Genomic DNA, 24,431 nt, shown 5'->3' with positions numbered 1-24,431 from the left:
AAATTAAATGCCTTCTTTGGGCTTTATCATGTGCCGGGCTATGGGCCGGTCGCGTTCAGGTTGAGCACGGTATTCGGGATTGCATTCGGCTGTTAGACTTTCGGAACCAATTTGAAGATATGGGAGGTTGATTATGAGCTTTATGAAAACGCTGGCGTCCGTGGCCATTGGTTTTGCTGCGGCCAAGGGCATGGAAAAATATCAGAAGATGGGCGGCATGGCTGGGCTGCAAGACATGATGCAGGGTGCGGGCGGTGGTTTTGGCGTGGATCAGCTGGGCAAAATGGCAGAACAATTTGGCCTGCCCGGTGGCGCGTCAGGCTTGCAGGACATGATGAGCAAGATGGGGGTTGGCGGCAGCACAGCCGGAGCCGCTGGTTTGGGTGGGTTGTTGAACGCCATGCAAGGGGCCGCCAAAACTGCCAATCAACACACAGGTGACATGATGGAAACCGTGTTCGGCGGCACGCCTGCGGGTGCAGCGATGGAAGAGCAGGCAAAACTCATGCTGCGCGCAATGATTCAGGCTGCCAAGGCAGATGGCGAACTGGACGAACAGGAAAAGGAAATCATCCTGGGTGAATTGGGCGATGATGTCAGCGAGGAAGAGCGCGCATTCGTGCAAGAGCAGCTAAACGCACCGATTGACGTCATGGGGTTGGCGGCTGATTCTGGTGCGCCGCTCAAGACGCAGATCTATGCAACTTCCCTGGCTGCGATCCGTCTGGACAACGCGCGCGAGGCGTCTTACCTGCGGCAATTGTCCACCGCTCTGGGTCTTTCCGACGCGGAAAGGGACCAGATTCACACGTATATGGGCGCGCCAACCCTGCCTAGTTGAACCTGCACCAGATTCCTGTGCCTGTATCACCCGATTGGCCTTGACATAGGCGGTGCAGCGCGTAAAAGCGCACGCTCATAGGAATTCAACCGAAAGGCCCCTGCCTTTTCGGACGCAGGAGATAACCATGGCGAAGCCGACGACAATCAAGATCCGTCTGAACTCGACCGCGGGCACGGGCCACTTCTATGTGACCAAGAAGAACGCGCGCACCATGACTGAGAAAATGACCATTCGTAAATACGACCCGGTCGTTCGCAAGCATGTCGAGTACAAGGAAGGCAAGATCAAGTAATCTGCCATTCCATTTGGAATTCCGAAAAAGGGCTCTGTTGCACAGAGCCCTTTTTCAGTTCCGGTTTCCTGATTTCAGCGGATGGCAAGCTGCGGCAGTCCGTTGCAGTGGCGCATCAGCGTTTGGGACAATCGCATCCCCTGCGGCTTGCTTTTTGTGGGAACCTGCAAGTACGCTTCAGCAAACCGCCACAAAATGTTGACCGCCATGAAAAAAATCTTGTTATCCACAATTGCCGTTCTGACCCTAGCGGCCTGTGAAGACCCGTTTAACCGCGAAGGTGTCGGGTTTACTGGAATCGATGGCGAACCGCGCACGATTTCGGACGTACCCGGTGCCGTCGCCTTTCTGCCAGACGCGACCAACGTTCCGGCAGAGCTGGCGGAACTGCGGACAGTCACGCTTTTGAGTGATGAGGTTGAGCCGTCCAAGGTGGCTTCGGTTGCAATAGACAATGGCGGGCAGACGCCAAACACTGCTGTTCAACTGCAAGGAAGCGACACAAACCTGTTTCTCAGCACTGTCAGTGTCAACGGCACCTTGTTTGGTGTGCTGCGCACGAGTTCGAACAGTGTGAAGGTGGACAATTCGATCGGTGTAGGCTTTGCGGAAGAAACAGAGCGTTTTACCGGCTGTCTGCCAGCTGGCGGTGTATTCCGCAAAGGAACCTCCGAGAAAAGTTCCGGTTTCGCCATACCGCTGAACTGTAGCTGAACCCGATTACGTCCCAGCATCTCAAAGCCTCGCCTCGACGGCGGGGTTTTTCATTTCCGGGCAAAAGAAACCCGTCGCGCAAAAGAAAAGGGCCGGTCGTGGACCGGCCCTGAACCAATTCGGTTGTCGGCAAGGCTTATTCTTGCTGACCCATGAACATCAGCAGGAACTGGAACATGTTCAGGAACGAGATATACAGGCTCAGCGCGCCGTCGAAGGCAGCTTTGTCCAGCCATTCCTGGTCGCCATGTGCAGCGTGGGCGACGTAAGTGTTCTTGATGTCCTGGGTATAGAACGCAGTCAGACCGGCAAAGATCAGGATGCCGATGGCCGAGATGGCCAGCATCATTACGCCGGATTGCAGGAACAGGTTGATGATCATCGCAACCAGCAAACCGATCACACCCATCATCAGGAAAGTGCCCATTCCGCTGAGGTTCCGCTTTGTGGTGTAGCCATAAAGGCTGAGGCCAGCAAAGGCGATCGACGTCACCAGGAAGGTCTGGGTAATCGAGTAGGGCGTGAAGACCAGAAAGATCGAGCTCATCGAGATGCCCATCACGGCGGCAAAGACGAAAAAGCCAAGCTGAACGGTCGCGGCTGAGCCACGGCGCATCAGGGCACCCCATCCAAAGAAGATGAAGGCCAGCGGAGCGAACATGACCACCCATTTCAGCGGCGACAGGAACAGCGCGCCGCCCAGGCTCGTCAGATAGCGGTCTGCGCCGATTTGTGCGACCGCGTTGCTTGGATCGCTGGTTACTGCCAGACCGGCAATAGCCCATGCCGCCAGTGCCGTGATCAGCATGCCGACGGACATGGTGCCGTAGACTTTGTTCATGTGGGCGCGCAGGCCCTGATCAATCTCGGCGGCGCGCGCGCCGGATGCCGTCCGGATCGTGTCGAATTGTGCCATCAAAGGGTCTCCCTAGTCGTCAAGTTAGAGCGCCCCGGCAGAGCGGGGCGGTTTTCCATCTAAATATCGGCAACAAGGGGCTGTGTTTCAAGAGATTCCGGGCGAAAACCGACTAAAACACGCAACAAAAATGCCAACAGGCGACTCAAGGTCGCCCATCGCCATAAAAATATGAGAGTCACAGTCACCTTTTCCAGAATTGAGGTGCATCCCAGAAAAAGCGTTTTGCTTCTGCGGATGCTTCCTCGCGGGTGACTCCGATGTCGTCCAGCACGGCAGCATCCAGCTTTGCCAGATTTCGCCGCTGTCTGGACAGTTCGAACGCTTGAGAGATCAGGGACACCAAGGAACGTTTGGCCGGTTTGCAGGGATTATGGATTGCGAGTTGCGTCATAACTTGTCCTTTCTGTATTCTCGATGGTTTTGCTGGCTGTTATCAATTTCCTTGATTGATATGGGTGAGTGTGACACATTTTAAAAACGAATATTTTTGATGGAACGCATAAGGAATCGTGAAGATGCGAAATCTGGACATTACAACCCTGCGATCCTTTGTGGCGGTGGCGGATCAGGGCGGTGTAACCCGCGCCGCCGGATTTCTGCACCTGACGCAGTCTGCGGTGTCCATGCAGCTGAAGCGGCTGGAGGAGCTGCTGGGCCTGGAGTTGCTGGATCGAAGCGGCAGAACAATTGCCCTGACCGCATCCGGTGAGCAGCTGCTGGCCTACGCGCGCCGCATGATTGCCCTGAATGACGAGGTAATCTCAAAACTCACCGATCAGGCCTTTGAGGGCGAAGTGGTTCTGGGCGTTCCCCATGACATCGTCTACCCCGCGATCCCCCGGGTCCTGCAACGGTTCAACGCCGATTTTCCCCGCGTCAGGGTGCAGTTGGTGTCGTCCTACTCACTGCAATTGAAAGACATGTACAAACGGGGCGAATGTGATGTGATCCTAACGACCGAACCGTCTTCGGCCGCTGGTGCAGAGACCATCGCAGAGCTGCCGTTGCGCTGGATCGGCGCGCCGGGCGGGTCCGCATGGCGCAAGCGTCCGTTGCCTCTGGCGCTGGGGCGGCGCTGCTTGTTCAGACCGCAGGTCATATCGGCGCTGGATGCGGCCGGAATACCGTGGGAGCTGTCCGTGGAAACCGAAAACGACCGTACCATAGAAGCCACGGTCAGTGCCGATCTTGCGGTTCACGCAATGCTGGACGGAACCGAGGCCGCACATCTTGAACAGATCGACTCGGCTGGGGCTCTGCCGGATTTACCTGCGCATATGATCAACGTCTACGGTGGCGAGCAGGGCCGGGATGCGGTTGTCGAAGCTCTGGCACATTTGGTGCGACAGAACTTCAGATTGCTGGGCGGTACCCAGTTGCGGGCCGTGGTTGGATGATCACGATCAGGGCGTGATCACGATCTTGCCCGTGGATTTTCGCTCTTTCAGCAACTGCATTGCATGCGCGACATCTTCAAGTGGCAGGACGTGACTGATGTGCGGTTTTATCCTGCCCTCTGAATGCCACTTGAACAGGGTGTCGAAACTGTTGCGCACAGCTTCGGGTCGGAATTTCAGATAGCCGCCGATATACACCCCGATCACGGTCAGGTTTTTGACCAGCAGATGATTGGCCGGAATCTGCGGGATGTCGCCCCCGGCGAAGCCGATGGGCAGCAAACGCCCTTCGGGATTGGTGGCCCTGAACGCGGCCTTGAACACATCCCCGCCGATGACGTCATAGACGACATCCGCGCCACCCAGCGATTTGACCCGCTCGCGCAGGTCTTCGGAAGCATCGATCAGATGATCGGCACCAGCGGCACGGGCAACGGCAAGCTTGTTCTCGCCGCGCGCCTGCGCGATGACCGTGGCGCCCATAAGCTTGCCGATTTCGACGGCAGTCAGGCCGACGCCTCCCGCTGCGCCGGTAACCAGAAGGGTTTCACCGGGTTGCAGGCGTGCCCTGTGATCAAGGGCCATGTGACTGGTGGCATAAGCGATCTGGATGGCGGCGGCGTCTTCGAATCCGGTGTCGTCCGGCAGCACGATCGCACGATCCGCGTCGAATACACCGTACTCGGCCAACCCACCCTGACCGGAATAGACTGCGATCCGGTCGCCTGGGCTGAGTGTTGAAACGCCGGGCCCGACTGTCTCCACGATACCGGCGATCTCCATGCCCAGAGTGAATGGGGCAGGTGGCGTGTCCTGATACGCCCCCGTCTGCATCAGCAGATCGGCGAAATTCAGGCCGCAAGCTTTTATCGCGACCCGCACCTGGCCTTCGCCCGGCTCGGGTATTTTCACGTCACAAAGCTGGGCAGACGCCCCGTCGGATGGAATGCAATAGGCCCGCATATTGTTCCTCAAGAGTTTCCGACATAGGCGCGTGTGCCGTCAGAAAAGTCAATCCGTTTGCTGCGCGGGTGCAAAAGGCCCCCGATTTTGAAGGAGGATTCAGTTGCAGGAATACGGTTCTGTAAAGGCTGTGGGTAATACAACCACAAATCCCTGTCAGGGGCATTCGACTCAACCAGCTTGAAAAAAATCTCAAAACCGGCATTATAAACAATCAGTGCTGTAAACGGGGGGCGGTACAGTCCGTATTAGGGAGCGGTTAAGGGGAGCTCTCTAAAACTGCGATATCGGACGTCGCAAAATCCCGTGCAGATGTTTGTGTAGTATAGGAGAATACCAATGACTCATCACGTCGATGTCCATGTGGGCAAGCGCGTTCGGCATCGCCGCTGGCTGATTGGGATGACCCAGCAGCAGTTGGCGCAGCAAGTTGGTATCAAGTTTCAGCAAATCCAGAAATATGAGACCGGTGCCAACCGAATCAGCGCATCCCGCTTGTGGGACATCGCCGAGGCGCTGGATGTTCCGGTCAGCTTTTTCTTCGAAGGTCTGGAAGAAGCCCAGAAAGGCGATGCGGACAAGAAATCCGTCCCTGCCGACTTGATGGGTGACAAAGAGGCTTTGGATCTGGTGCGCTCTTACTATGCGATTCCGGAAAACCAGCGTCGCCGCCTTTTCGAGCTGGCGCGGGTTCTCAGCGACGTTGCCTGACTGACTTGACTTTGTCGCGGATTGCTCGCACCTCAGGGTCATGCAACTGACGACACAGAGCGATATCGAAATTGCCGAAGAAATGGCCGAAGCTGCGCGTGAGGCCATACTCCCCTTTTTTCGTCAAACAAATCTTGAAACCACGAACAAGCTGGCCGATGGGTTCGACCCGGTGACAGTGGCTGATCGTGCCGCTGAACAGGCGATGCGGGACGTTCTGGCGCGGCGGCGCCCGGATGACGGTGTGCTGGGCGAAGAGTTCGGCGCGCATACGGGCACCAGTGGCCGCACCTGGGTACTGGATCCCATCGATGGGACCCGTGGGTTTATCAGCGGCACGCCAACCTGGGGTGTTCTGATTGCGCTGAGTGATCAGGACGGGCCTTTTATGGGGGTAATCGATCAGCCGTATATCGGAGAGCGCTTTGTCGGATCGTCTTCCGGTGCTCACATGACCGGTCCGCAGGGCACCAGAAGAATGCAAACGCGCGATACCAGGGCGCTGGATCAGGCGACCTTGTTTACCACGTTCCCCGAAGTTGGAACCCCGAAGGACCGCGCAGGGTTTCAGGCGGTGTCCGAGCAGGTGCAGCTGACGCGCTATGGAATGGATTGCTATGCCTATGCGCTTCTGGCTGCCGGGCAGGCGGATTTGGTGATCGAGGCGGGCTTGAACTCCTATGATATCCAAGCGCCGATTGCAGTTATTCAGGCGGCCGGCGGTATCGTGACCGATTGGCAGGGCGGCCCGGCACATCAAGGCGGCCGGGCGCTGGCTGCGGCAAACGCTGACCTTCACGCCGCAGCGCTTGAGATACTCCGCCACTTCTGAATTCTGTTGCCCGGCGCATCAAAGGCAACTAAACCGGTGATGGCCGGTTCTTGCGCCCGTTTTCCACCGGCCGACGCACTTCTTGCATGAGACGGGCAGATGCAGGAGCGCGATATGACGGAAATCCTACTCAAGAATGCTGATCTGATCCTGACGATGGACGAGTCCCGACAGGAATTGTCCAAGGCCGATATTTTGGTTCGCGACGGGCAGATCGCCCGGATCGGGCAGCGACTGGTAACACAGGGCGAGGTGCATGATGTTTCGGGCTGTCTGGTGACGCCTGGTCTGGTGAATACCCACCACCATCTTTATCAAACCCTGACACGGGCGGTGCCGGGCGGGCAGGATGCGTTGCTGTTTGGGTGGCTGCAAACGCTCTATCCCATCTGGTCGCGTTTCGGGCCGGAGGAAATGTTCACCTCGGCCCAGATCGGTTTGGCCGAACTGGCGCTGTCGGGGTGCACGCTCAGTTCCGATCACCTTTACCTCTATCCCAACGGCGCGCGGCTTGAAGATACGATCGCGGCCGCGTCCGAGCTGGGGATGCGGTTTCATCCGACACGCGGCGCGATGAGCATCGGCGAGAGCGACGGGGGCCTGCCACCGGATCATCTGGTGGAAAACGAGGCCGCTATTCTGGACGACATGGTACGTGTCGTGGATGCGTTTCACGACCCATCAGAGGGGGCCATGTGCCGCGTCGGCCTTGCCCCGTGTTCACCGTTTTCCGTCAGCCGGGATCTGATGCGCGATGCGGCGTTGCTGGCGCGGGACAAGGGCGTGATGCTGCATACCCATCTGGCCGAGAATGACGAGGATATCGCCTATTCGCAGGCGCAATTCGGCTGCCGCCCGGGGCAATATGCCGAGGAATTGGGCTGGACCGGCCCGGATGTCTGGCACGCCCATTGCGTCAAGCTGGACGGGGCCGAGATTGATCTGTTCTCGCGCTCGGAAACAGGCGTGGCCCATTGCCCCTGTTCAAATTGCCGCCTCGGATCGGGTATCGCACCGGTGCGGGCGATGCGCGATGCGGGCGTCAAGGTCGGCCTCGGTGCCGATGGATCGGCCAGCAATGACAATGGCAACCTCATGCTTGAGGCGCGCCAGGCGATGTTGCTGCAACGGGTCGCCAATGGTGCAGATGCCATGTCGGCCCGCGAAGCGCTTGAGATCGCGACGCGCGGCGGCGCGGATGTGTTGGGACGTCCCGATTGTGGACGGCTGATGCCCGGAAAACGTGCCGATATTGCGGTGTGGGATACCCGCGGCATCGAAAGCGCGGGCAGTTGGGATCCGGCGGCGCTGCTTCTGGCGGGGCCGATGTCTGTGAAACACCTGTTCGTCGAAGGCCGCCAGATCGTGCGTGACGGGCACATAACGACCATCGATCTGCCCCGCGTGATCGAACGCCAGAACACGCTTGCCCGGGCGTTGCAGGCCTAAGCCGCCTGCTGTCCGCCGATCCAGACCTCTGCCACGGCGCGATCATCACCCATCATGATGGTTGGGAAGATCGCTTCCCAAACGTCTTCTGCATGGGCCTCGCGCTGGGCGATGGCGGGGGTCGAGGCGAGGTCGATCACGACCAGATCCGCCTCCATCCCCTGAGCGATGTTGCCGATGCAGTCGTCCATGCGCAGGCTCCGGGCGGATCCGACCGTGCCCAACCACAGCAATTGCGCCGGATGCAGGGGGCGGCCGCGCAATTGGCCGATCTCATAGGCGGCGGCCATGGTGCGCAGCATCGAAAAGCTGGACCCGCCGCCGGTATCCGTGGCCAGACCGATCCGGTGGCCATCATGGATCAGCCCGTTCATGTCAAACAATCCCGATCCGATGAAGGTGTTCGACGTGGGGCAATGGATCAAAGAGGCATCGACCTCGCGCAGCCGATCCCGTTCCCGGTCTTCCAGATGGATGACATGGCCATACAGGCCGTTCTGGCCCAACAGGCCGAATTTCTCGTAGGTATCCAGATAATCCCTTGCTTCAGGGAACAGGGATCGAACCCATTCGATTTCATCCGTTTGCTCGCTCAGGTGGGTTTGCATGAGACAATGGGGATGCTCGGCCCAAAGCGCGCCCATGGCCTCGAGCTGTTCCGGGGTTGAAGTCGGTGAAAAGCGCGGCGTGATCGCATAGGACAAGCGGTCGACGCGATGCCATTTTTCCAGCAGGGCGGCGGATTGGTCGTAAGCCGTCTGCGCAGTGTCGCGCAGCCCTTCGGGCGCGTTCCGGTCCATGCAGGTCTTGCCGGCGACGACACGCTGCCCACGCTGTTGCGCCGCGGTGAAAAAGGCATCCACGCTTTCAGGGTGAATCGTGCAAAAACTGCACATGGTCGTGGTGCCGTGGGCGGTCGTCAGGTCCAGATACCGGTTGGCGATCTCGGTCGCATAGTCGAAATCGCCGAACTTCATCTCTTCCGGGAAGGTGTAGGTGTTCAGCCAGTCGATCAGCCGTTTGCCCCAACTGGCAATCATCGCTGTCTGTGGATAATGCACATGCGGATCGACGAACCCAGCCGTGATCAGGCGCGTTCCGTGATCCTTCGTGACTGCGTCAGGATGGGCTTTTTTCAGCGCATCGGCGGTGCCGACCTCTGCAATTCGCCCGTGTTCGATCACGACCGCTTCGTCCAGCCGGGTCGCCTCGGTCGGCTCTCCGTCGAAGGGTGATCCTGTGAAACTCAGAACACGCCCTTTCAAAAGCGTCTTTTGCGCCATTTTCCCTGTTCTCCACCTGTTTGGAACCGCACACCAGCATAGGCGGACGAAAGAAGTGGGTAAATCGGCGCATTGTCATTGTTTTCCGGTAGCTGCTTCTTCTATTTAGGAGCAAATCGTAAAAAAGGGGCAGAGCATGACGACGGGCAAAGACGAAGCCGGACACGATCAGCCCCGGGATGAAGACGCCTATGCGTTGGACCCCAAGGCAGTTGCGGCGATCCTGTACGCGGTGGATATAGACGACCGCGACAAGCTGGTTGAGTTGATGGAGCCGCTGCACTCGGCCGACATTGCAGACCTTCTTGAACAGATCAATCCGTTTGACCGGGCGCGCCTGATCCGCCTGTACGACAAAGAGTTCGACGGCGACATCCTGTCTGAACTGGATGAATCGGTTCGTGAAGAGGTGATCTCGGTTCTGAACCCGGATGTTCTGGCCGAAGCCGTGCGCGAGATGGAAAGCGACGATGTCGTTGACCTGCTGGAAGACCTTGAGGAACCGCAGCAGGAAACCATTCTGGACGCATTGGAGGATTCCGAAAGGATCGCAGCCGAGCAGGCACTGTCCTACCCCGAGAACTCGGCCGGTCGTCTCATGCAGCGGGAAGTCGTCATGGCGCCCGAACATTGGAGCGTTGGGCAAGCCATCGACTTCATGCGCGCCAATGATGATTTGCCCGAACAGTTCTATCACGTCGTTCTGGTCGATCCGCGCCTGAAACCGGTTGCTCAGGTGACGTTGGGCAAGCTTATGGCGGCGCGGCGTGAAGTGCCGCTGATTGATCTGGCAGAAGAAGAGTTTCACATCATCCCCGTCGATCAGGATGAGGAAGACGTGGCTTATGCCTTCAACCAGTATCACCTGATCTCGGCCCCGGTGGTGGATGCGGATGGCCGTTTGGTCGGTGTCATCACCATTGACGACGCGATGGTCGTTCTGGATGAAGAACACGAAGAGGACATCCTGCGTCTTGCCGGCGTAGGCGACGAAAGCTCGTTGTCCGACAGTGTGGCGGCAACCAGCCGGCGAAGGTTGCCCTGGTTGGCTGTGAACCTGTGCACGGCGATCTGTGCTTCTTTGGTGATTTCGCAATTCGAGGCGGCGATTGATCAACTGGTCGCGCTGGCCATCCTGATGCCGATCGTTGCGTCAATGGGGGGCAATGCGGGAACACAATCGCTCACCGTGGCGGTGCGTGCGCTGGCGACGCGCGACCTGACAAATTCAAACGTGATGCGTGTTATCAGGCGGGAACTGCTGGTGGGGATGTTGAACGGGCTCTGTTTTGCCATCGTGTTGGGGACCGTGGGGATGCTGTGGTTCGATTCCCCGCTGCTGGGTGTCGTGATCGGGGCGGCCTTGGTCGTGAATATGATCATCGCCGGGTTCGCAGGTACGGTAGTACCTGTCTTGCTGGACCGCTTGGGCATCGACCCTGCGCTGGCATCGGGAACCTTTGTGACAACCACGACGGATGTCATGGGTTTCTTCATATTTCTTGGGCTTGCCAGCGTGGTGCTACTGTGACCGATCTGACTGAAATCAAAGCCGCAGCGCGCAAAGCGGCCTTTGCCCGCCGCAAGGCCGCGTTTGATGCCCGCCTGCCGGGTGCAGCCGGGCGCTTGTCCGAGGTTCTGGCAGGACATCGCGGCGTGCCCCTGTCAGGATACATGCCGATCCGGACCGAGATCGACCCGGTGCCCGCGATGGCCGAAGCATCGGCTTATGGCCCGGTGGGTGTGCCTGTCATCCAGGCAGCCGGTCAGCCGCTGAAGTTCTCTCGCTGGACGCCGGACGGTGTGCTCAAGGATGGCCCGTTCGGTGCAAAAGTGCCCCAGGTGGATGACTATTTCGACCCCGAAATTCTGATCGTTCCACTGGTCGCCTTCGACGCAAATGGTGGCCGCCTGGGGTATGGCGGCGGGTTTTATGACCGAACGCTGGAAGGCTTGCGCGCCAAACGCCCGACGCTTGCCATCGGGTTTGCTTTTGATGCGCAAGAGGCTGCGGACCTGCCGCTCGAGCCAACCGACCAACCGCTGGACATGGTTGTCACGGAAAGCCGCGTGCTGACCTTCTAGCTGCTACTGTTCGAAATGGCTGCGCAAATAGTCCCAGGCATCCACCTCGGTGCCGTCCTTCAGGATGCAGACGCCATAGACACTGCCGTCTTCGTTTTTACGAAGCTGGTAGGTCCCGTCGTTTTCAATGCAAAAGGTCGCGGCGGGGTTGGGCATGGATGTCTTGGTGCCTTCGGCAGCGGCAGCAGTTGCAGCCAAAAGGCAGCCGGTCAGAACAATTGACGACTTCACGCAGAATTCCTTCTGTATTCAAGAGACGTATCGAAACATTGCCACGGCAGAATTTGATTTCAACCCCCAAGTCTGCCGTTAATTTCACGCTTCCGCCTTGTTATTGCCCAGTACAGCCCCTACGACCCGGATCATGAGGATTCTGTTTCTTGGTGATGTCATGGGGCGCGCGGGCCGCGCGGCCGTTCAGCAGCATTTGCCGCGCCTGCGCGACGAATGGCGGCTGGATTTTGTCGTGGTCAATGGCGAAAACGCGTCGAACGGCATGGGGCTGAGCGGAGATCACGCCAGGCTGTTGCTCGACGCCGGAGCGGATTGCCTGACGCTGGGCGATCATGCGTTCGACCAGAAAGACATGCTGCAATTCATCGAGAAGGAACAGCGCATCGTACGACCCGTGAACTTCGCCAAGGGCGCGCCGGGGCGGGGTCATCGGCTGTTCACGGCCCCGGGGGGGCGCAAGGTTCTGGTGGTTCAGGTGCTGGGTCAGGTCTTTATGAAACGCCCGTTCGACGATCCGTTCTCGGCTATCGAACCGATCCTGAAATCCCATCCCAGAGGCGGACAGGCGCAGGCGATCATCGTGGACATGCATTGCGAGGCGACGTCCGAGAAGATGGCGATGGGGCACTACTGCGACAAACGTGCAAGCCTTGTGGTGGGAACGCATACCCATGTCCCGACGGCTGATTCCCAGATTCTGCCGGGTGGCACCGCTTATTTGACCGATGCCGGCATGTGCGGAGATTACGATTCGGTCATCGGCATGGACAAGCAGGAGCCCATGCGACGGTTCATCACCGGCATGCCCAAGGCGCGCTTTACCCCAGCAAACGGCGAAGCCACACTGAGCGGCGTGTTCGTGGAAACCGACGATCGTGACGGACAGGCCAAAACCGTGCGTATGGTGCGCGTCGCAGGGCGTCTGGAACAAGCCGGGCCCGAGTAATCATCGTCAGGCTTGCTCTGTCGGGCGCAATGCGTGAAACTGCATGTCATCAGGCGCTTGGGCCCGGGTTCGGACAGAATACCACGAATGAATTTCCTTTCACTGACAGACACAGGAAGCGCGGTTCTGGCGCTGGTCATCGTTGCGGGCATGTTCATCATGTTCCTGCGCGAGGTTTATCCGACCGAGGTCGTGGCCATTGGCGGTGTCTCACTGATGCTTGTAACCGGCATTCTGCCCTATCAAAACGCGCTTGCAGTTCTGTCCAACCCGGCACCCTGGACGATTGCCGCGATGTTCATCATCATGGGTGCTTTGGTGCGGACCGGAGCCCTGGATTCGTTCACCTCGACCGCGCAAAAGCAGGCTCAGGTGAATCCGCGTATCGCCATCGCATTGCTCATGGGGTTTGTCGTGCTGGCCTCGGCGGTGGTTTCGAATACGCCAGTGGTCGTGGTGATGATACCGGTCTTTGTGCAAATCGCCCGCACCCTGAATGTTCCCGCGTCCAAATTGCTGATTCCGCTGAGTTATGCGGCTATTCTGGGCGGCACGCTGACATTGATCGGCACGTCTACCAACCTGCTGGTCGATGGTGTGGCCCGCGCGCAGGGGATGAAACCCTTTACGATTTTCGAAGTCACGCCGCTGGGGATCGCGCTGGTGATCTACGGCATGATCTATTTGCGGTTCATCGCGCCCAAACTGTTGCCCGAGCGGGACAGCATGGCGTCGCTGCTCAGTGATCGGTCCAAGATGAAGTTCTTTACCGAGGCCGTCATTCCGCCGGACAGCAACCTGATCGGGCGCGAAGTGACAGGAGTTCAACTGTTCAAGCGGCCGGGTGTACGCTTGATCGATGTTCTCCGAGGGGATGAATCCCTGCGGCGAAACCTCAAGGGCGTCGAACTGCGGGTCGGCGACCGTGTCGTGTTGCGAACCGAGATGACCGAGTTGTTGAGCTTGCAAAGCAACAAGGAACTCAAGCGCGTGGACCAGGTGTCTGCCGTTGAAACCAAGACGGTTGAGGTGCTGATCACGCCCGGTTGCCGGATGGTGGGGCGGACCCTTGGAATGATGCGGCTTCGGCGTCGTTATGGCGTTTACGTGCTGGCGGTGCACCGTCGCAACCAGAATATCGGCCGTCAACTGGATGACTTGGTGGTTAGGGTTGGGGATACGCTGCTTTTGGAAGGTGCCCCGGCGGATATCCAGCGGCTGGCGGCGGAAATGGACATGGTGGACGTCACCCAGCCGTCGGCTCGTGCCTTCCGTCGAAGCCATGCACCGATTGCGATTGGGGCTCTTGTAGGGATTGTTGCCCTTGCCGCGCTGGGCATTGCGCCCATCCTGTTGTTGTCGATTGTGGCCTGCGCCGTGGTTCTGCTGACCCGCTGTATCGATGCGGATGAGGCATTTTCTTTTGTGGAAGGTCGCCTGTTGGCATTGATCTTCGCGATGCTGGGCATAGGGGCCGCGCTGGACAGCTCGGGCGCGGTTTCTCTGATCGTCGAGGCCGTTGCGCCGGGGCTCAGTGTCTTGCCGCCATTCCTCATTATCTGGGCGATTTACCTGCTGACCTCGGTGCTGACCGAACTGGTTTCCAACAACGCCGTGGCGGTTGTGGTCACCCCGATCGCCATCGGTCTGGCTCAGGCGGTCGGAATAGATCCGCGCCCACTGGTCGTCGCGGTCATGGTGGCGGCTTCGGCATCTTTTGCTACTCCGATCGGATACCAGACGAACATGATGGTCTATGGCCCCGGGGGCTACAGGTTCACCGACTTCATGAAGGTCGGTGTGCCGCTGAACCTGACGGTCGGATTGTTGGCGTCTCTGCTGATCCCGTTGATCTGGCCGTTATGACATTGGCACAGAATTGCCGCTTTATCCGCGGCGTACTTGTAAATGTCGGATGAACAGCAATCTTTTGTAGAAATATTACTTTAAGGGGTACTGCCATGCTGACATTCGGCCGCACCATGTTTCCTGCGGTTGCTTTCGCCACCGTTTTGAGCGGCGCATCGCTTGCCGGAACCGTCGAAGGAACTGCAACCTACCGAGAGCGTATTGCGCTTCCGCCTGACACGACCTTGTTCGTCGAGCTTCAGGATATCTCATTGGCGGATGCGCCGGCCGAAACGCTTGCCGCGAAGAGATACGCCTTGACCGGTGTGCCGGCGCAGTTCGAACTGACCTATGATGACGCATTGATTCAGGACGGGCGCAGATACGCCGTGCGTGCTTCGGTCATGCAGGGGCAAAAGCTGTTGTTCACCACCGATACCGTTTATCCGGTACTGACACATGGGGCCGAGAATTCTGCTGACCTGCTGATGATACAGGTGCAACACCAAGGTGCCGCGATGCTGGAAAACACCGAATGGGTCGCTTCGGGCCTCAATGGTGCGGCTGTCGAGACAGAGAAACGTCCTGAACTTGCTTTTGGGCAGGGCGGGGCATTTTCAGGCAGCGGCGGTTGCAACCGGTTCAGTGGCCAGGCCGAGATTTCTGACAATCGGATTGCGTTCCCGGACAATATGGCTGCAACGCTCATGGCTTGCCCACCCCCGCTGAATGAGGTCGAGCGGCAGTTTCTCAAGGCGATGCAAAGTGTCACGACCTTCGCGATGCAAGGCAACGCGCTGGCCTTGCTGGATGCTCAGGGTGAGCCGGTGATCAAAATGATGCGCAAGTAATAGGGCAGGGCTGTCACGCGATGGCCCTCGATCGTCCGGCGTTGCGACCCGAAAAGATGCAGCCGCCCAGGAAAGTTCCCTCAAGCGCGTTGTAACCGTGATAACCACCGCCACCGAACCCGGCGACTTCGCCGGCCGCGAACAGGCCCGGCACAACCTGACCATCGGTGCCAATCATCTGACTGTCCAGATTGGTCTGCAAACCGCCCAGTGTCTTGCGGGTCAGCACGTGCAGCTTGACCGCGATCAGCGGGCCATTCCTGGGGTCCAGGAACTTGTGCGGTTTGGCGGTGCGGATCAGCTTGTCGCCGCGATAGTTGCGCGCCGCCAGGATCGCCATCATCTGCGCATCTTTTGAGAACGGATTGTCCACCTGTGAATCCCGTGCTTCGATCTGGGCGCGCAGATGCGCCTCGTCGATCAGACCCCCGCCCAGATGGTTCATGCCGCTCACCAGTTCGGTCAACGTGTTGGCGACGACGAAATCCTCGCCCTTTTCCTTGAACGCCTCGACCGGTCCGGTGGCTTTCGACCCCGACAGGATGCGCTGCCGGATCACTTCCTTCCAGCTGCCTGACGTGAAATCGGGGTTCTGTTCAGACCCGGACAGGGCGAATTCCTTCTTGATGACCTTCTGTGTCAGGACGAACCAACTGTATTCATAGCCGGTGTTCAGGATTTCGCGCAGGGTGCCCAGCGTGTCGAACCCGGGCAGGCAGGGGGGCTGCAACCGGTTTCCGCGCGCGTCGAACCACATCGAGCTGGGGCCGGGCAGGATGCGAATGCCATGGTCGGGCCAGATCGGATCCCAGTTGCGCACGCCTTCGGTGTAATGCCACATGCGGTCGCCGTTGATGACATGGCCACCGGCCTTTTCGCTGATGGCGATCATCCGACCATCCACATGGAAGGGCACACCCGCCACCATGTCCTTGGGCGGTTCGCCCAGGCGGTCGCGGGGCCAATTCTGGCGCACCATTTCGAAATTGCCACCAATCCCGCCCGAGGTGACGACGACCGACGGTGCATAGACCTCGAACTCGCCCACCTCGTCACGGTTGGTCTTGGCGCCGCGCGGGGCCGCGTCATCGGCCAGAACCTCGCCCGAGACGCCCTTGGCCTCGCCGTTCTGCATGATGATATGGCTGACCTGATGGCGGAACTTCAGCTGGATCAGACCGGCGCTGACATGGGCGCGGACCCGGCGGATGAAGTGCTCCAGCACGCCGGGTCCGGTGCCCCAGGTGATGTGAAAGCGCGGGACGGAATTGCCATGCCCGTTTGCATAAGACCCGCCACGTTCAGCCCAGCCCACGACCGGAAACCAGCGCAGGCCCATGTCATGCAGCCAGGGTCGCATTTCACCGGCGGCGAACTCGATATAGGCCTCGGCCCATTTGCGGGGCCAGGTGTCTTCTTCGCGGTCAAACTGTGCGCTTCCCATCCAGTCGCGCAACGCCAGATCGTGGCTGTCGCGGATACCCATGCGGCGTTGTTCAGGCGTGTCGACCATGAACAGGCCACCCAGGCTCCAGAAGGCCTGACCGCCCAGAAAACCTTCTGGTTCCTGATCGAGTATTATTACCTTTTTGCCTCGGTCGCCCAGTTCGGCTGCGGCGGCCAATCCGGCCAGACCAGCACCGATTACGATCGCATCAGCAGTGTTGTTTGTCATAACGGTCCTTTCAGCGCCTGCGGAACCAGACAAGAAACGGCAGAACCACGGCGTACATCGTAATGCCATAAACCGCCGAGGGCAGGGCCAGCGGGCTGAACCCGCTTTCGGTATTCGTGATCAGCGCCGCCAGTGTAATGCCCAGCGTGGAGTTTTGAATTCCGGTTTCGATCGAGATCGTCTTGCACTCATTCCAGGACAGGTTTGATATCCGCGCCAGTCCCAACCCGATGAACAGCAGGGCGATATTCAAAGAAATCAAGCCTGCGCCCATGATGCCAAGATTGTCGACGAACAATTGCCAGTTCCCGGCCAGTGCCGCGGCAACGATCAGCACGAACAAAACGGTCGCGAGCGTCGACAATCCCGGCTCTACGCGGTTTGCAAACCCTGTTGCAAAGTTGCGAACTCCGACCCCGATGCCCACGGGAAGCGTTGTTATCAGAAACAATGCAACAGCCAGCCCGGTGATCGAAACCTCGGGGGCTTCGTCGCCCATGAAATGCGCGATCGACCACGCGGCCAGTATTGGCACGGTCACCATCGACAAAAGGCTGATCACGGCGGTCAGGCTGACCGAAAGTGCGACATCGGCTTTGGCGAGCTTGGAGAGGATGTTGCTGGTTACGCCGCCCGGGCAAAAACTGAGCAGCATGAAACCAACCGCGATCTCGGGGGGCAATGCAAAGATTGTGACCGTCACGAAGGCCGCGACTGGCAAGAGAACAATCTGGCTTGCCGCCCCGATGGCAAAGGCGCGTCGCCGGCTCAGGACACGACGGAAGTCTGCCACCTCCAGCCCGATGCCAAGAGACAACATGATAATGGCAAGCGACACCGGCAAGCCGACATTCAAAAGCAAATCCAAGGACAACTCCTCCCAAAGTTGCGTCAGATCAGCCTATGCGAGGGGGCAAGGCGCAGGCAACCGCGCCGTTGGGTCATTCGTATCGTCGGACGAACCGGCGCAGGATCTCGCCCGGCTGCGTGACATCGGCCGAATGGCAGTGGTCGATTAGTTTTTGCGCGTCTTCAGGCGGGAAATAGCCGTGGTTCTTGTAGATATTGATGCGCTGTTCAAAATCCCTGGCGTCTGCTTCGGGGTGGAACTGCGTGGCGTATACGTTCTGCGCCCAACGGATCATCTGGAACGGGCAGGGGTCTGACGCGACAAGGTGAACGCATCCTTTCGGCAGAGCCTGAACCGCTTCCTTGTGGCCAACGAAAGCGTCGAAGGTGGGTTCCAACCCGGCGGTCAACGGATCCCGCTGCCCTTCCGGGGTCAAATGGCACGTGGATGACCCAACGGGTTCGCCATACCGGGCCTTGCTGACGTCGCCGCCCAGATACGCCGCCAGAATGCCAAGGCCATAGCAGCAGCCCATGAACGGGTGATCTTGCGCGATGATCTGCGGCATCAACCCCATGATCGCAGCCTCGATCCGGGCATCCAGCGGGGATTTGGTCGCCGGGTCGTCACTGACGCATCCCGGTCCGCCGCCTACGATGACACCGGCATAGTCCGTGACATCCAACCCTTCTGGCAGGTCGTCGCAATCCAAACGGATGCGATGCGTCTGTTCAGGAGACAACCCGCTCCGGTTCAGGATCGAGGCATATTCGGCATCGGACGCATCTGTTTCGGGGCGCAGTTGCAGGATCAAAAACGGTTTCATACGCAGCCTTTACCCGTCACAGCGGCCAGAATACAAGAATGGCGGGAACAGAAACGGCTATGATCAGCACTTCCAGCGGCAATCCCATGCGCCAGTAATCTCCGAACCGATAGCCGCCGGGCCCTAGAACCAGCGTGTTGTTCTTGTGCCCGATGGGGGTAAGGAACGCAGCCGAAGCCGCAACGGCCACGGTCATCAGGAACGGGTCGGGTGACACCTCGAGCGTGCGTGCCATTTGTATCCCGACAGGCGCGGCGACAATAGCAGTGGCAGTGTTGTTCAACACGTCCGACAAAGTCATCGTGACAACCATCAATACGGTCAGAATGGCCCAGGCGGGCAGACCATCGGTCAGTTGAATCAGGGCGTTTGCGATCAGTTCGGTGCCGCCCGAGGTCTCCAAGGCACTGCCCAGGGGGATCATAGACCCCAGCAGTACGACCACCGGCCATTCGATGTGATTGTAAATGTCGGTGATCGGCATGATCTTGGTCAGCACATAAGCAATCACGACCAGCCCCAAAGCAATGGGAAGGTAGATCAACCCAACACTTGCGGCCAAAACAGCGGCGGCAAACAGACCGATGGCCAGCCATGCCTTGTCATTTGCAGTAACGTTCAGCCCGCGTCCGGCAAGGGGCAGGCAACCCAGCCATTCCGTGACATCCGCAGCGCGGTCGCGGGGGCAGAGCAGCAGCAGGATATCGCCCGGTTCCACCTCGGTCTTGCGGACCTGTTCAGTGATCCTGCGCCCCTGGCGTGAGATGCCCATCAGAACGGTGCTTTGCCGCCAGGCCAGCCCAAGCCCTTGTGCGGTGCGGCCTGTGATGCGCGCGCTTTCCGGCACGACGACTTCAATCACTTCCAACCCGTCACCCTCGGCCGTCAGCAATTCCTGCCGGCGCGTGTCCGAGAAGTCGAGATTGAGCGCTGCGCGAAACTCGTCCAGCGCCTCGGGTCGGGCTTCCAGAACCAGCGCGTCACCTTCCTGCAAAACGGCGTGCGCCGACCGGCCATAGCGACGCTTGCCATCCCGGATTAAACCGATGATGGCCACATCCGATTTCTCGGCCAACTCAAAAAGTTCACTGACCCGTTTGCCGATATGGGCGGATTCTGGGGGAACGGTCAGCTCGGCGATGTATTCGGCCAAGGTTTCCGATGTCTCGGCCTGCGGTCCGCGATCGGGGATCAGACGCCAGCCTACCAGTGCGACAAAGGCAAGACCGGCGATCGCGGCCAGCCCACCGACCGGGGCAAAATCGAACATGTGAAACGGCTCGCCCAGTGTTTCGGCCCGGATCGACGCTATGATGATGTTCGGGGGGGTCCCGATCAGCGTCGCCATCCCGCCGAGAATGGTGGCAAAGCTCAGCGGCATCAGCGACAGGCCCACCGATCGTCCGGCCTTGCGTGCGGTCTGGATGTCCACGGGCATCAGCAGCGCCAGCGCCGCCACGTTGTTCATGAAGGCCGACAGAACCGCGCCGATCCCACCCATAAGGGCGATATGCGCACCCAAGCCCCGCGAGGCATCAACCAGCGTGCGGGTGATCAGGAACACTGCGCCTGATCGGACCAAACCGGCAGAAACCACCAAAACCAGCGCCACGATGATGGTTGCGGGATGGCCGAACCCGGCAAAGGCGCCATCCACGGGCACGACGCCCAGCACGACGCCGATCATCAGCGCGGCAAAGGCCACAAGGTCGTATCGAAACCGGCCCCACAGCAGCATTCCGAAGACGGTGATGAAAAGCGCAAAAAGAATGATCTGGTCTGTCGTCATGTCGTCACCATACTAGCCGGTGAAGCCGTCGCAAGCCGCTCTCTTGATCCTGCCCCCTGCAAACGTCTATATGAGCGCCGAACACGCAATCACGATGACGAGGACGCATTATGGCAGGCCACTCAAAATGGGCCAATATCCAGCACCGCAAGGGGCGTCAGGACGCCGCGCGGTCCAAACTGTTTTCCAAACTGTCGAAAGAGATCACCGTTGCCGCCAAGATGGGCGACCCCGATCCCGACAAGAACCCGCGCTTGCGTCTGGCCGTGAAAGAGGCCAAGTCTAACTCGGTTCCCAAGGATGTGATTGACCGCGCGATCAAAAAGTCCACCGCCGGTGAAGGCGACGATTACGAAGAAATCCGCTACGAGGGCTATGGCCCCAACGGCGTGGCCGTGATTGTTGAAACCATGACGGACAACCGCAACCGCACCGCGTCGACCGTGCGTTCGACCTTTTCCAAGAACGGCGGCAATCTGGGCGAGACGGGCTCGGTCGGGTTCATGTTTGAACGCAAGGGCGAAGTGATTTACCCGGCAACGGCGGGTGACGCAGACACCATATTCGAAGCCGCCATTGAGGCCGGCGCGGAAGATGTCGAAAGTTCAGAGGATGGCCACATCATCTGGTGTGCGGATACGGATCTGAACGACGTTTCGAACGCGTTGGAAGCTGCGCTGGGTGAATCGGAATCCACCAAATTGGTCTGGAAGCCGACCACCACGACCGAGCTGGGTCTGGAAGACATGCAAAAGCTGATGAAGCTGGTGGATGCGCTGGAAGACGATGACGACGTACAGCGTGTCACGACCAATTTCGAAGCCTCGGATGAGGTGATGGCACAGCTCTGAGCCGTTGCGGATCTTGACGGCGAAACCCGGCTCAACCGCCGGGTTTTTTCGTTTTCGGACAGTTTCGAAGAGTTGTTGGCTGAACCCTTCGAAACGCATAGGCTGGAAAAACCCGGAATTTTCGAGACAACGCCACCGAAAGATCCACGATGGATGCGACTGCTGAAAAGGCCAAGCGAAACGTGCCGGTTCTTGCTGGGCAGAGTATCGTGTCTCAGGTTGCGTGGACTCTGGGCAGCCCATCGGTGGTTTTGCCGTTTCTGGCCGTGTCATTCGAACTGCCGATGTTCGTGGCGGGCGCGCTGGTTTCGGTGCGAATGATTGGCAGCATGATTTCCGATTTCTTTCTGGCGCAATCCGTCGCGGCGAAATCGCAAAAGAAACGCGCAATCGCTCTGACCGAAGCGATCATCGGATCCTGTCTGGTCCTGGCAATGGCGGCCGCCGCGACCGGGGTCGTTCCGTTGATCGCAGTGGTTTTCGTGGCGGTCTTTTTCGTGATCGGCCTTGTGGACGAGGTGCAGAACCTGATGTTCACCGATCTGCTGGGCGATCATGTCCACTCGCGTTCGCGCATGGTCCTGCATTACCTGCAACTTGGGGGCGGAGGCCTGTGCGCCATCGGTCTTGCCATGTTGGTGCATCAGATCACCAAGGAAAACCCACCTTTTTCGCGCCACTCAACCATGATCGGTGTATCGGTTGCGTTTTTCATGCTGTCAGGGCTTTTGATGCTGGCCATGACTGAGAATGCCCGCTCGGCGGAGCCGGCAAACAAGACCGGACCCAAAGCAAAGCTGTCGTTCAAGGCCAATGCCCGGGGTATTCTTGGCATGTTCGAATACTCGTGGTTTCGGCGTTACATGGTCATGCGAATGTTTTTGGTGGCTGTTTCGCTTTCTGTCCCGTTCTTCGCGCTGATCGCGGCCGAGGCGCATCACAGCTCGGCCAAGGGACTGACCGCGATGATTGTTTCATCTGCTTCGGGCTATCTTGTGTCCGGGCCTTTGTGGCAGGTCGTGAACATGAAGTCTCATCGTGCCGTAATGGTGGTCGGGACACTGATGGTGGCCGCAACCGGCGGTGTTCTTCTGGCATTTCACTACTTGGGTATCGATCACGACGTGCATCTGCACGCGATCGCGCTGTTTGTCGTCACCGTTGCGGTGACCGGGATCAGCAGCGCGCGCAAGCTCTATTTCCTGGACGTCGCACCCAAGGAACAGCGCGTTCAGGGATCAGCGGCGATCAAGTCTTTTACCCGTTTGTTGGCGGTGCTGCTTTCGGCGGCCTTGGCCGCAGTCGCCCATATGCACGAGGTTGTATTGGCCGTCGCGTTCATAGTCGCAGTCAGCCTGGTGGCCTGCGTGACATGCTACCTGACAATGTTGCCGGACCGAAAGGACGCCTCTGGCACACAGGGCTGATGCGGCTCCGCTCAGAAAAAGGAAGAAATCTCGTCCAGGGGCTTTTTCAGCTTTGCAACGGACGGCACGGTCGCGGTTTCCGAGGGATGTCCAACTGCTATGATCATTGTCGGTTTCTCTGAAGCGGGCCGACCCAGCGCATCGGTCAGAAACCGCATCGGGTTCGGGGTATGTGTCAACGTGCTGAGACCGGCGTGATGCAATGCCGCCAGCAGAAAGCCGGTGGCAATGTTCACACTTTCCGGCACGTAGTAATTCTTGTACCGCGTCCCGTCTTCGAATTGCCCCCAGCGTTGGGCAAAGACCACGATCAGCCACGGGGCGACGGTCAGATGTTCCTTGACCGCGTTTGTCCCGATGGGTTCCAGAGCCTTGATCCATTCATCGCCCGCCCCTCCCGCGTAAAAGCGACGCTCTTCTTCTTCGGCTTCCTCGCGGATGCGCAGTTTCAGCTTGGGGTCCGAGACGGAAGCAAAATGCCAGGGCTGGTGGTTTGCACCTGACGGGGCCGTTCCCGCGGTGCGCAGGCAGGTTTCGATCACATCACGAGCCACCGGGCGCGTAGAGAAATCCCGAACGGTATGACGCCGCCGCATCTTTTCAAAGAAAGCCACAGCCGCGTCCTGCATGTCAGCATCACTGATCTCGCATCGGTCGGGCAGGGGAATGGGGTCATAACTGAGGGCGTCGCGCGAGAACATTGGTTCCTCCAATCGAATGAGTCTAACTATTTGCCTTGTGATGGTAGCAAAACCCGTTGCGCAGCATGCTGGACCGCTTGTGTAAGGGGTTTGAGCGCCGGGGCAAGAACCCGCCCGACCTGCCAGCTGAGCGCGATGTCCAGTGGCGCATCGGGAACGATCGGGCTCAGCAGCCCACGCGCCATGGCGTCTTGCGCAAGGGCTGCGGGGTTCATGCCCCAGCCAATTCCGGCGACTGCGGCATCAACGAACCCTTGCGAAGATGGCAGGAAGTGGAAAGGCGGTGACAGATGTTTGCCGGTGTGATGTGCGATCCACGCTTTTTGCAGACCGTCCTTCCTGTTGAAGACAAGGCAAGGCGCCTTGCTGAGGGTTTCCTCGGTCACGCCGTTCTTGAACCAGGTGTTGACAAATTTCGGGCTGGCGGTGGGCAGATATCTCAACACGCCCAGCTCAATCGCGTCGCAACCGCTCACTGTTTGTCCGCCGACGGTGACGGCGGCGCTGACCTCGCCGCGCCTCAGCCAGTCCGCCGAATGGTCCTGATCGTCGATCACAAGGTCGAACAGCATGTCGGGCACCCGCGCCATCGCGTCAATGAACCAGGTGGCCAGAATGTCGGCGGGTACCGCAACGCGAACCCGCGCGGACCCGGGTTCTTGTGCCAGAGTCAATTCCCGAGCCAGCTGCGCTTCCAGCAAACCGACATCTTCGGCGTAACGTGCGATGCGCTGCCCGGCTGGCGTTCCGGTGCAAGGGGTTCCCCGATGGATGAGCGAGGCGCCCACGCGATCCTCCAGCGCTTTTATCCGCTGGGATATCGCCGAAGGGGTTACAGCCAGTTCCGCCGCCGCCGCATCAAAGCTGCCATGGCGCAGGATTGCTGACAAAGCGGCCAATTGGTGAGGGTCCAGTAGCATTAGCAAAACTTAACTGAGGGCAAC

Annotated in this window: 26 protein-coding genes; 14 read left to right on the top strand and 12 right to left on the bottom strand. The window is 59.0% G+C overall.

Annotation, left to right across the window (positions count from 1 at the left end):
- Positions 1–133 precede the first annotated feature (133 nt).
- Positions 134–841, top strand: coding sequence for a DUF533 domain-containing protein (locus tag FIU92_RS11810; protein WP_152458755.1), 708 nt, complete (start codon positions 134–136; stop codon positions 839–841).
- Positions 842–968: 127 nt separating this feature from the next.
- Complete coding sequence (gene rpmG / locus FIU92_RS11805; RefSeq protein WP_037309480.1) at positions 969–1,136, top strand: 50S ribosomal protein L33; 168 nt, start codon at positions 969–971, stop codon at positions 1,134–1,136.
- A 74-nt stretch (positions 1,137–1,210) separates the two neighbouring features.
- Here the strand turns inward: rpmG and FIU92_RS23135 are convergent, their stop codons facing one another.
- Positions 1,211–1,345, bottom strand: coding sequence for a hypothetical protein (locus tag FIU92_RS23135; protein WP_256367471.1), 135 nt, complete (start codon positions 1,343–1,345; stop codon positions 1,211–1,213).
- Here FIU92_RS23135 and FIU92_RS11800 point away from each other — a divergent pair.
- The gene (locus tag FIU92_RS11800; RefSeq protein ID WP_171167102.1) at positions 1,344–1,850 is read left to right on the top strand and encodes a hypothetical protein; all 507 of its coding nucleotides are present in this window, start codon (positions 1,344–1,346) and stop codon (positions 1,848–1,850) included. The two genes, FIU92_RS23135 and FIU92_RS11800, sit on opposite strands and share 2 nt — an antisense overlap.
- A gap of 136 nt (positions 1,851–1,986) precedes the next feature.
- On the opposite strand, the gene FIU92_RS11795 is transcribed toward FIU92_RS11800, so the two are convergent.
- Both FIU92_RS11795 and FIU92_RS11790 read right to left on the bottom strand, forming a co-directional pair.
- A complete protein-coding gene (locus FIU92_RS11795; protein ID WP_152458753.1) occupies positions 1,987–2,766 on the bottom strand; it encodes a Bax inhibitor-1/YccA family protein in 780 nt (259 codons plus the stop codon).
- A gap of 184 nt (positions 2,767–2,950) precedes the next feature.
- Positions 2,951–3,160: a DUF1127 domain-containing protein gene (locus tag FIU92_RS11790; protein ID WP_152458752.1), complete on the bottom strand. Its 210-nt coding sequence runs from the start codon at positions 3,158–3,160 to the stop codon at positions 2,951–2,953.
- A 124-nt stretch (positions 3,161–3,284) separates the two neighbouring features.
- Between FIU92_RS11790 and FIU92_RS11785 the strand changes: the two genes are divergently transcribed.
- Positions 3,285–4,166, top strand: a complete 882-nt coding sequence (locus tag FIU92_RS11785; RefSeq protein ID WP_152458751.1) for a LysR family transcriptional regulator — start codon at positions 3,285–3,287, stop codon at positions 4,164–4,166.
- A gap of 6 nt (positions 4,167–4,172) precedes the next feature.
- Here FIU92_RS11785 and FIU92_RS11780 read toward each other — a convergent pair whose 3' ends face one another.
- Positions 4,173–5,129, bottom strand: coding sequence for an NADPH:quinone oxidoreductase family protein (locus FIU92_RS11780; RefSeq protein WP_152458750.1), 957 nt, complete (start codon positions 5,127–5,129; stop codon positions 4,173–4,175).
- A 339-nt stretch (positions 5,130–5,468) separates the two neighbouring features.
- On the opposite strand from FIU92_RS11780, the gene FIU92_RS11775 reads away from it, so the two are divergent.
- The 3 genes from FIU92_RS11775 (at position 5,469) to FIU92_RS11765 (ending at position 8,121) form a co-directional block, all read left to right on the top strand.
- Complete coding sequence (locus FIU92_RS11775; protein ID WP_152458749.1) at positions 5,469–5,840, top strand: helix-turn-helix domain-containing protein; 372 nt, start codon at positions 5,469–5,471, stop codon at positions 5,838–5,840.
- 40 nt (positions 5,841–5,880) lie between these two features.
- A complete protein-coding gene (hisN, locus tag FIU92_RS11770) occupies positions 5,881–6,672 on the top strand; it encodes a histidinol-phosphatase (RefSeq protein WP_152458748.1) in 792 nt (263 codons plus the stop codon).
- Positions 6,673–6,786: 114 nt separating this feature from the next.
- Positions 6,787–8,121: an 8-oxoguanine deaminase gene (locus tag FIU92_RS11765; protein WP_152458747.1), complete on the top strand. Its 1,335-nt coding sequence runs from the start codon at positions 6,787–6,789 to the stop codon at positions 8,119–8,121.
- Here FIU92_RS11765 and guaD read toward each other — a convergent pair.
- A complete protein-coding gene (guaD, locus tag FIU92_RS11760; protein ID WP_152458746.1) occupies positions 8,118–9,404 on the bottom strand; it encodes a guanine deaminase in 1,287 nt (428 codons plus the stop codon). The two genes, FIU92_RS11765 and guaD, sit on opposite strands and share 4 nt — an antisense overlap.
- A gap of 136 nt (positions 9,405–9,540) precedes the next feature.
- Between guaD and mgtE the strand changes: the two genes are divergently transcribed.
- Positions 9,541–10,935 carry a magnesium transporter gene (gene mgtE, locus FIU92_RS11755; protein ID WP_152458745.1) on the top strand — a complete coding sequence of 465 codons (1,395 nt, stop codon included), beginning with the start codon at positions 9,541–9,543 and terminating at the stop codon, positions 10,933–10,935.
- A complete protein-coding gene (locus FIU92_RS11750) occupies positions 10,932–11,489 on the top strand; it encodes a 5-formyltetrahydrofolate cyclo-ligase (protein ID WP_152458744.1) in 558 nt (185 codons plus the stop codon). Before mgtE ends, FIU92_RS11750 begins: the two co-directional genes overlap by 4 nt.
- Positions 11,490–11,492: 3 nt before the next feature.
- Here the strand turns inward: FIU92_RS11750 and FIU92_RS11745 are convergent, their stop codons facing one another.
- On the bottom strand, positions 11,493–11,720 hold the full coding sequence (locus tag FIU92_RS11745; protein ID WP_224853568.1) for a DUF333 domain-containing protein: 228 nt from the start codon (positions 11,718–11,720) through the stop codon (positions 11,493–11,495).
- 133 nt (positions 11,721–11,853) lie between these two features.
- On the opposite strand from FIU92_RS11745, the gene FIU92_RS11740 reads away from it, so the two are divergent.
- From FIU92_RS11740 to FIU92_RS11730, 3 genes are all read left to right on the top strand, one after another.
- Complete coding sequence (locus FIU92_RS11740) at positions 11,854–12,669, top strand: TIGR00282 family metallophosphoesterase (RefSeq protein ID WP_152458743.1); 816 nt, start codon at positions 11,854–11,856, stop codon at positions 12,667–12,669.
- A gap of 87 nt (positions 12,670–12,756) precedes the next feature.
- A complete protein-coding gene (locus tag FIU92_RS11735) occupies positions 12,757–14,535 on the top strand; it encodes an SLC13 family permease (protein ID WP_152458742.1) in 1,779 nt (592 codons plus the stop codon).
- A gap of 95 nt (positions 14,536–14,630) precedes the next feature.
- Positions 14,631–15,368: a YbaY family lipoprotein gene (locus tag FIU92_RS11730; RefSeq protein WP_254705302.1), complete on the top strand. Its 738-nt coding sequence runs from the start codon at positions 14,631–14,633 to the stop codon at positions 15,366–15,368.
- Between the two features lie 13 nt (positions 15,369–15,381).
- Here FIU92_RS11730 and FIU92_RS11725 read toward each other — a convergent pair whose 3' ends face one another.
- From FIU92_RS11725 to FIU92_RS11710, 4 genes are all read right to left on the bottom strand, one after another.
- Positions 15,382–17,043, bottom strand: a complete 1,662-nt coding sequence (locus FIU92_RS11725) for an FAD-binding dehydrogenase (protein WP_152458741.1) — start codon at positions 17,041–17,043, stop codon at positions 15,382–15,384.
- Positions 17,044–17,053: 10 nt separating this feature from the next.
- A complete protein-coding gene (locus FIU92_RS11720) occupies positions 17,054–17,911 on the bottom strand; it encodes a bile acid:sodium symporter family protein (RefSeq protein WP_152458740.1) in 858 nt (285 codons plus the stop codon).
- A gap of 73 nt (positions 17,912–17,984) precedes the next feature.
- Positions 17,985–18,719: a glutamine amidotransferase gene (locus FIU92_RS11715; protein ID WP_152458739.1), complete on the bottom strand. Its 735-nt coding sequence runs from the start codon at positions 18,717–18,719 to the stop codon at positions 17,985–17,987.
- A gap of 16 nt (positions 18,720–18,735) precedes the next feature.
- Positions 18,736–20,508, bottom strand: a complete 1,773-nt coding sequence (locus FIU92_RS11710; RefSeq protein ID WP_152458738.1) for an SLC13 family permease — start codon at positions 20,506–20,508, stop codon at positions 18,736–18,738.
- Positions 20,509–20,618: 110 nt separating this feature from the next.
- Here FIU92_RS11710 and FIU92_RS11705 point away from each other — a divergent pair, with 110 nt between their 5' ends.
- Complete coding sequence (locus tag FIU92_RS11705) at positions 20,619–21,359, top strand: YebC/PmpR family DNA-binding transcriptional regulator (protein ID WP_152458737.1); 741 nt, start codon at positions 20,619–20,621, stop codon at positions 21,357–21,359.
- A 149-nt stretch (positions 21,360–21,508) separates the two neighbouring features.
- Positions 21,509–22,786 (top strand): MFS transporter, encoded by a 1,278-nt coding sequence (locus FIU92_RS11700; protein ID WP_152458736.1) that lies wholly within the window; start codon positions 21,509–21,511, stop codon positions 22,784–22,786.
- Positions 22,787–22,797: 11 nt separating this feature from the next.
- Here FIU92_RS11700 and FIU92_RS11695 read toward each other — a convergent pair whose 3' ends face one another.
- Entirely contained in the window at positions 22,798–23,487 is a 690-nt protein-coding gene (locus FIU92_RS11695) for a nitroreductase family protein (protein WP_152458735.1), read from the bottom strand.
- Positions 23,488–23,513: 26 nt separating this feature from the next.
- The gene (locus FIU92_RS11690) at positions 23,514–24,407 is read right to left on the bottom strand and encodes a LysR family transcriptional regulator ArgP (protein WP_152458734.1); all 894 of its coding nucleotides are present in this window, start codon (positions 24,405–24,407) and stop codon (positions 23,514–23,516) included.
- Positions 24,408–24,431: the final 24 nt, after the last annotated feature.

The sequence above is a fragment of the Ruegeria sp. THAF33 genome, from assembly GCF_009363615.1.
GTDB lineage: Bacteria > Pseudomonadota > Alphaproteobacteria > Rhodobacterales > Rhodobacteraceae > Ruegeria.
This window is presented reverse-complemented; position numbering and strand designations above follow the sequence as displayed.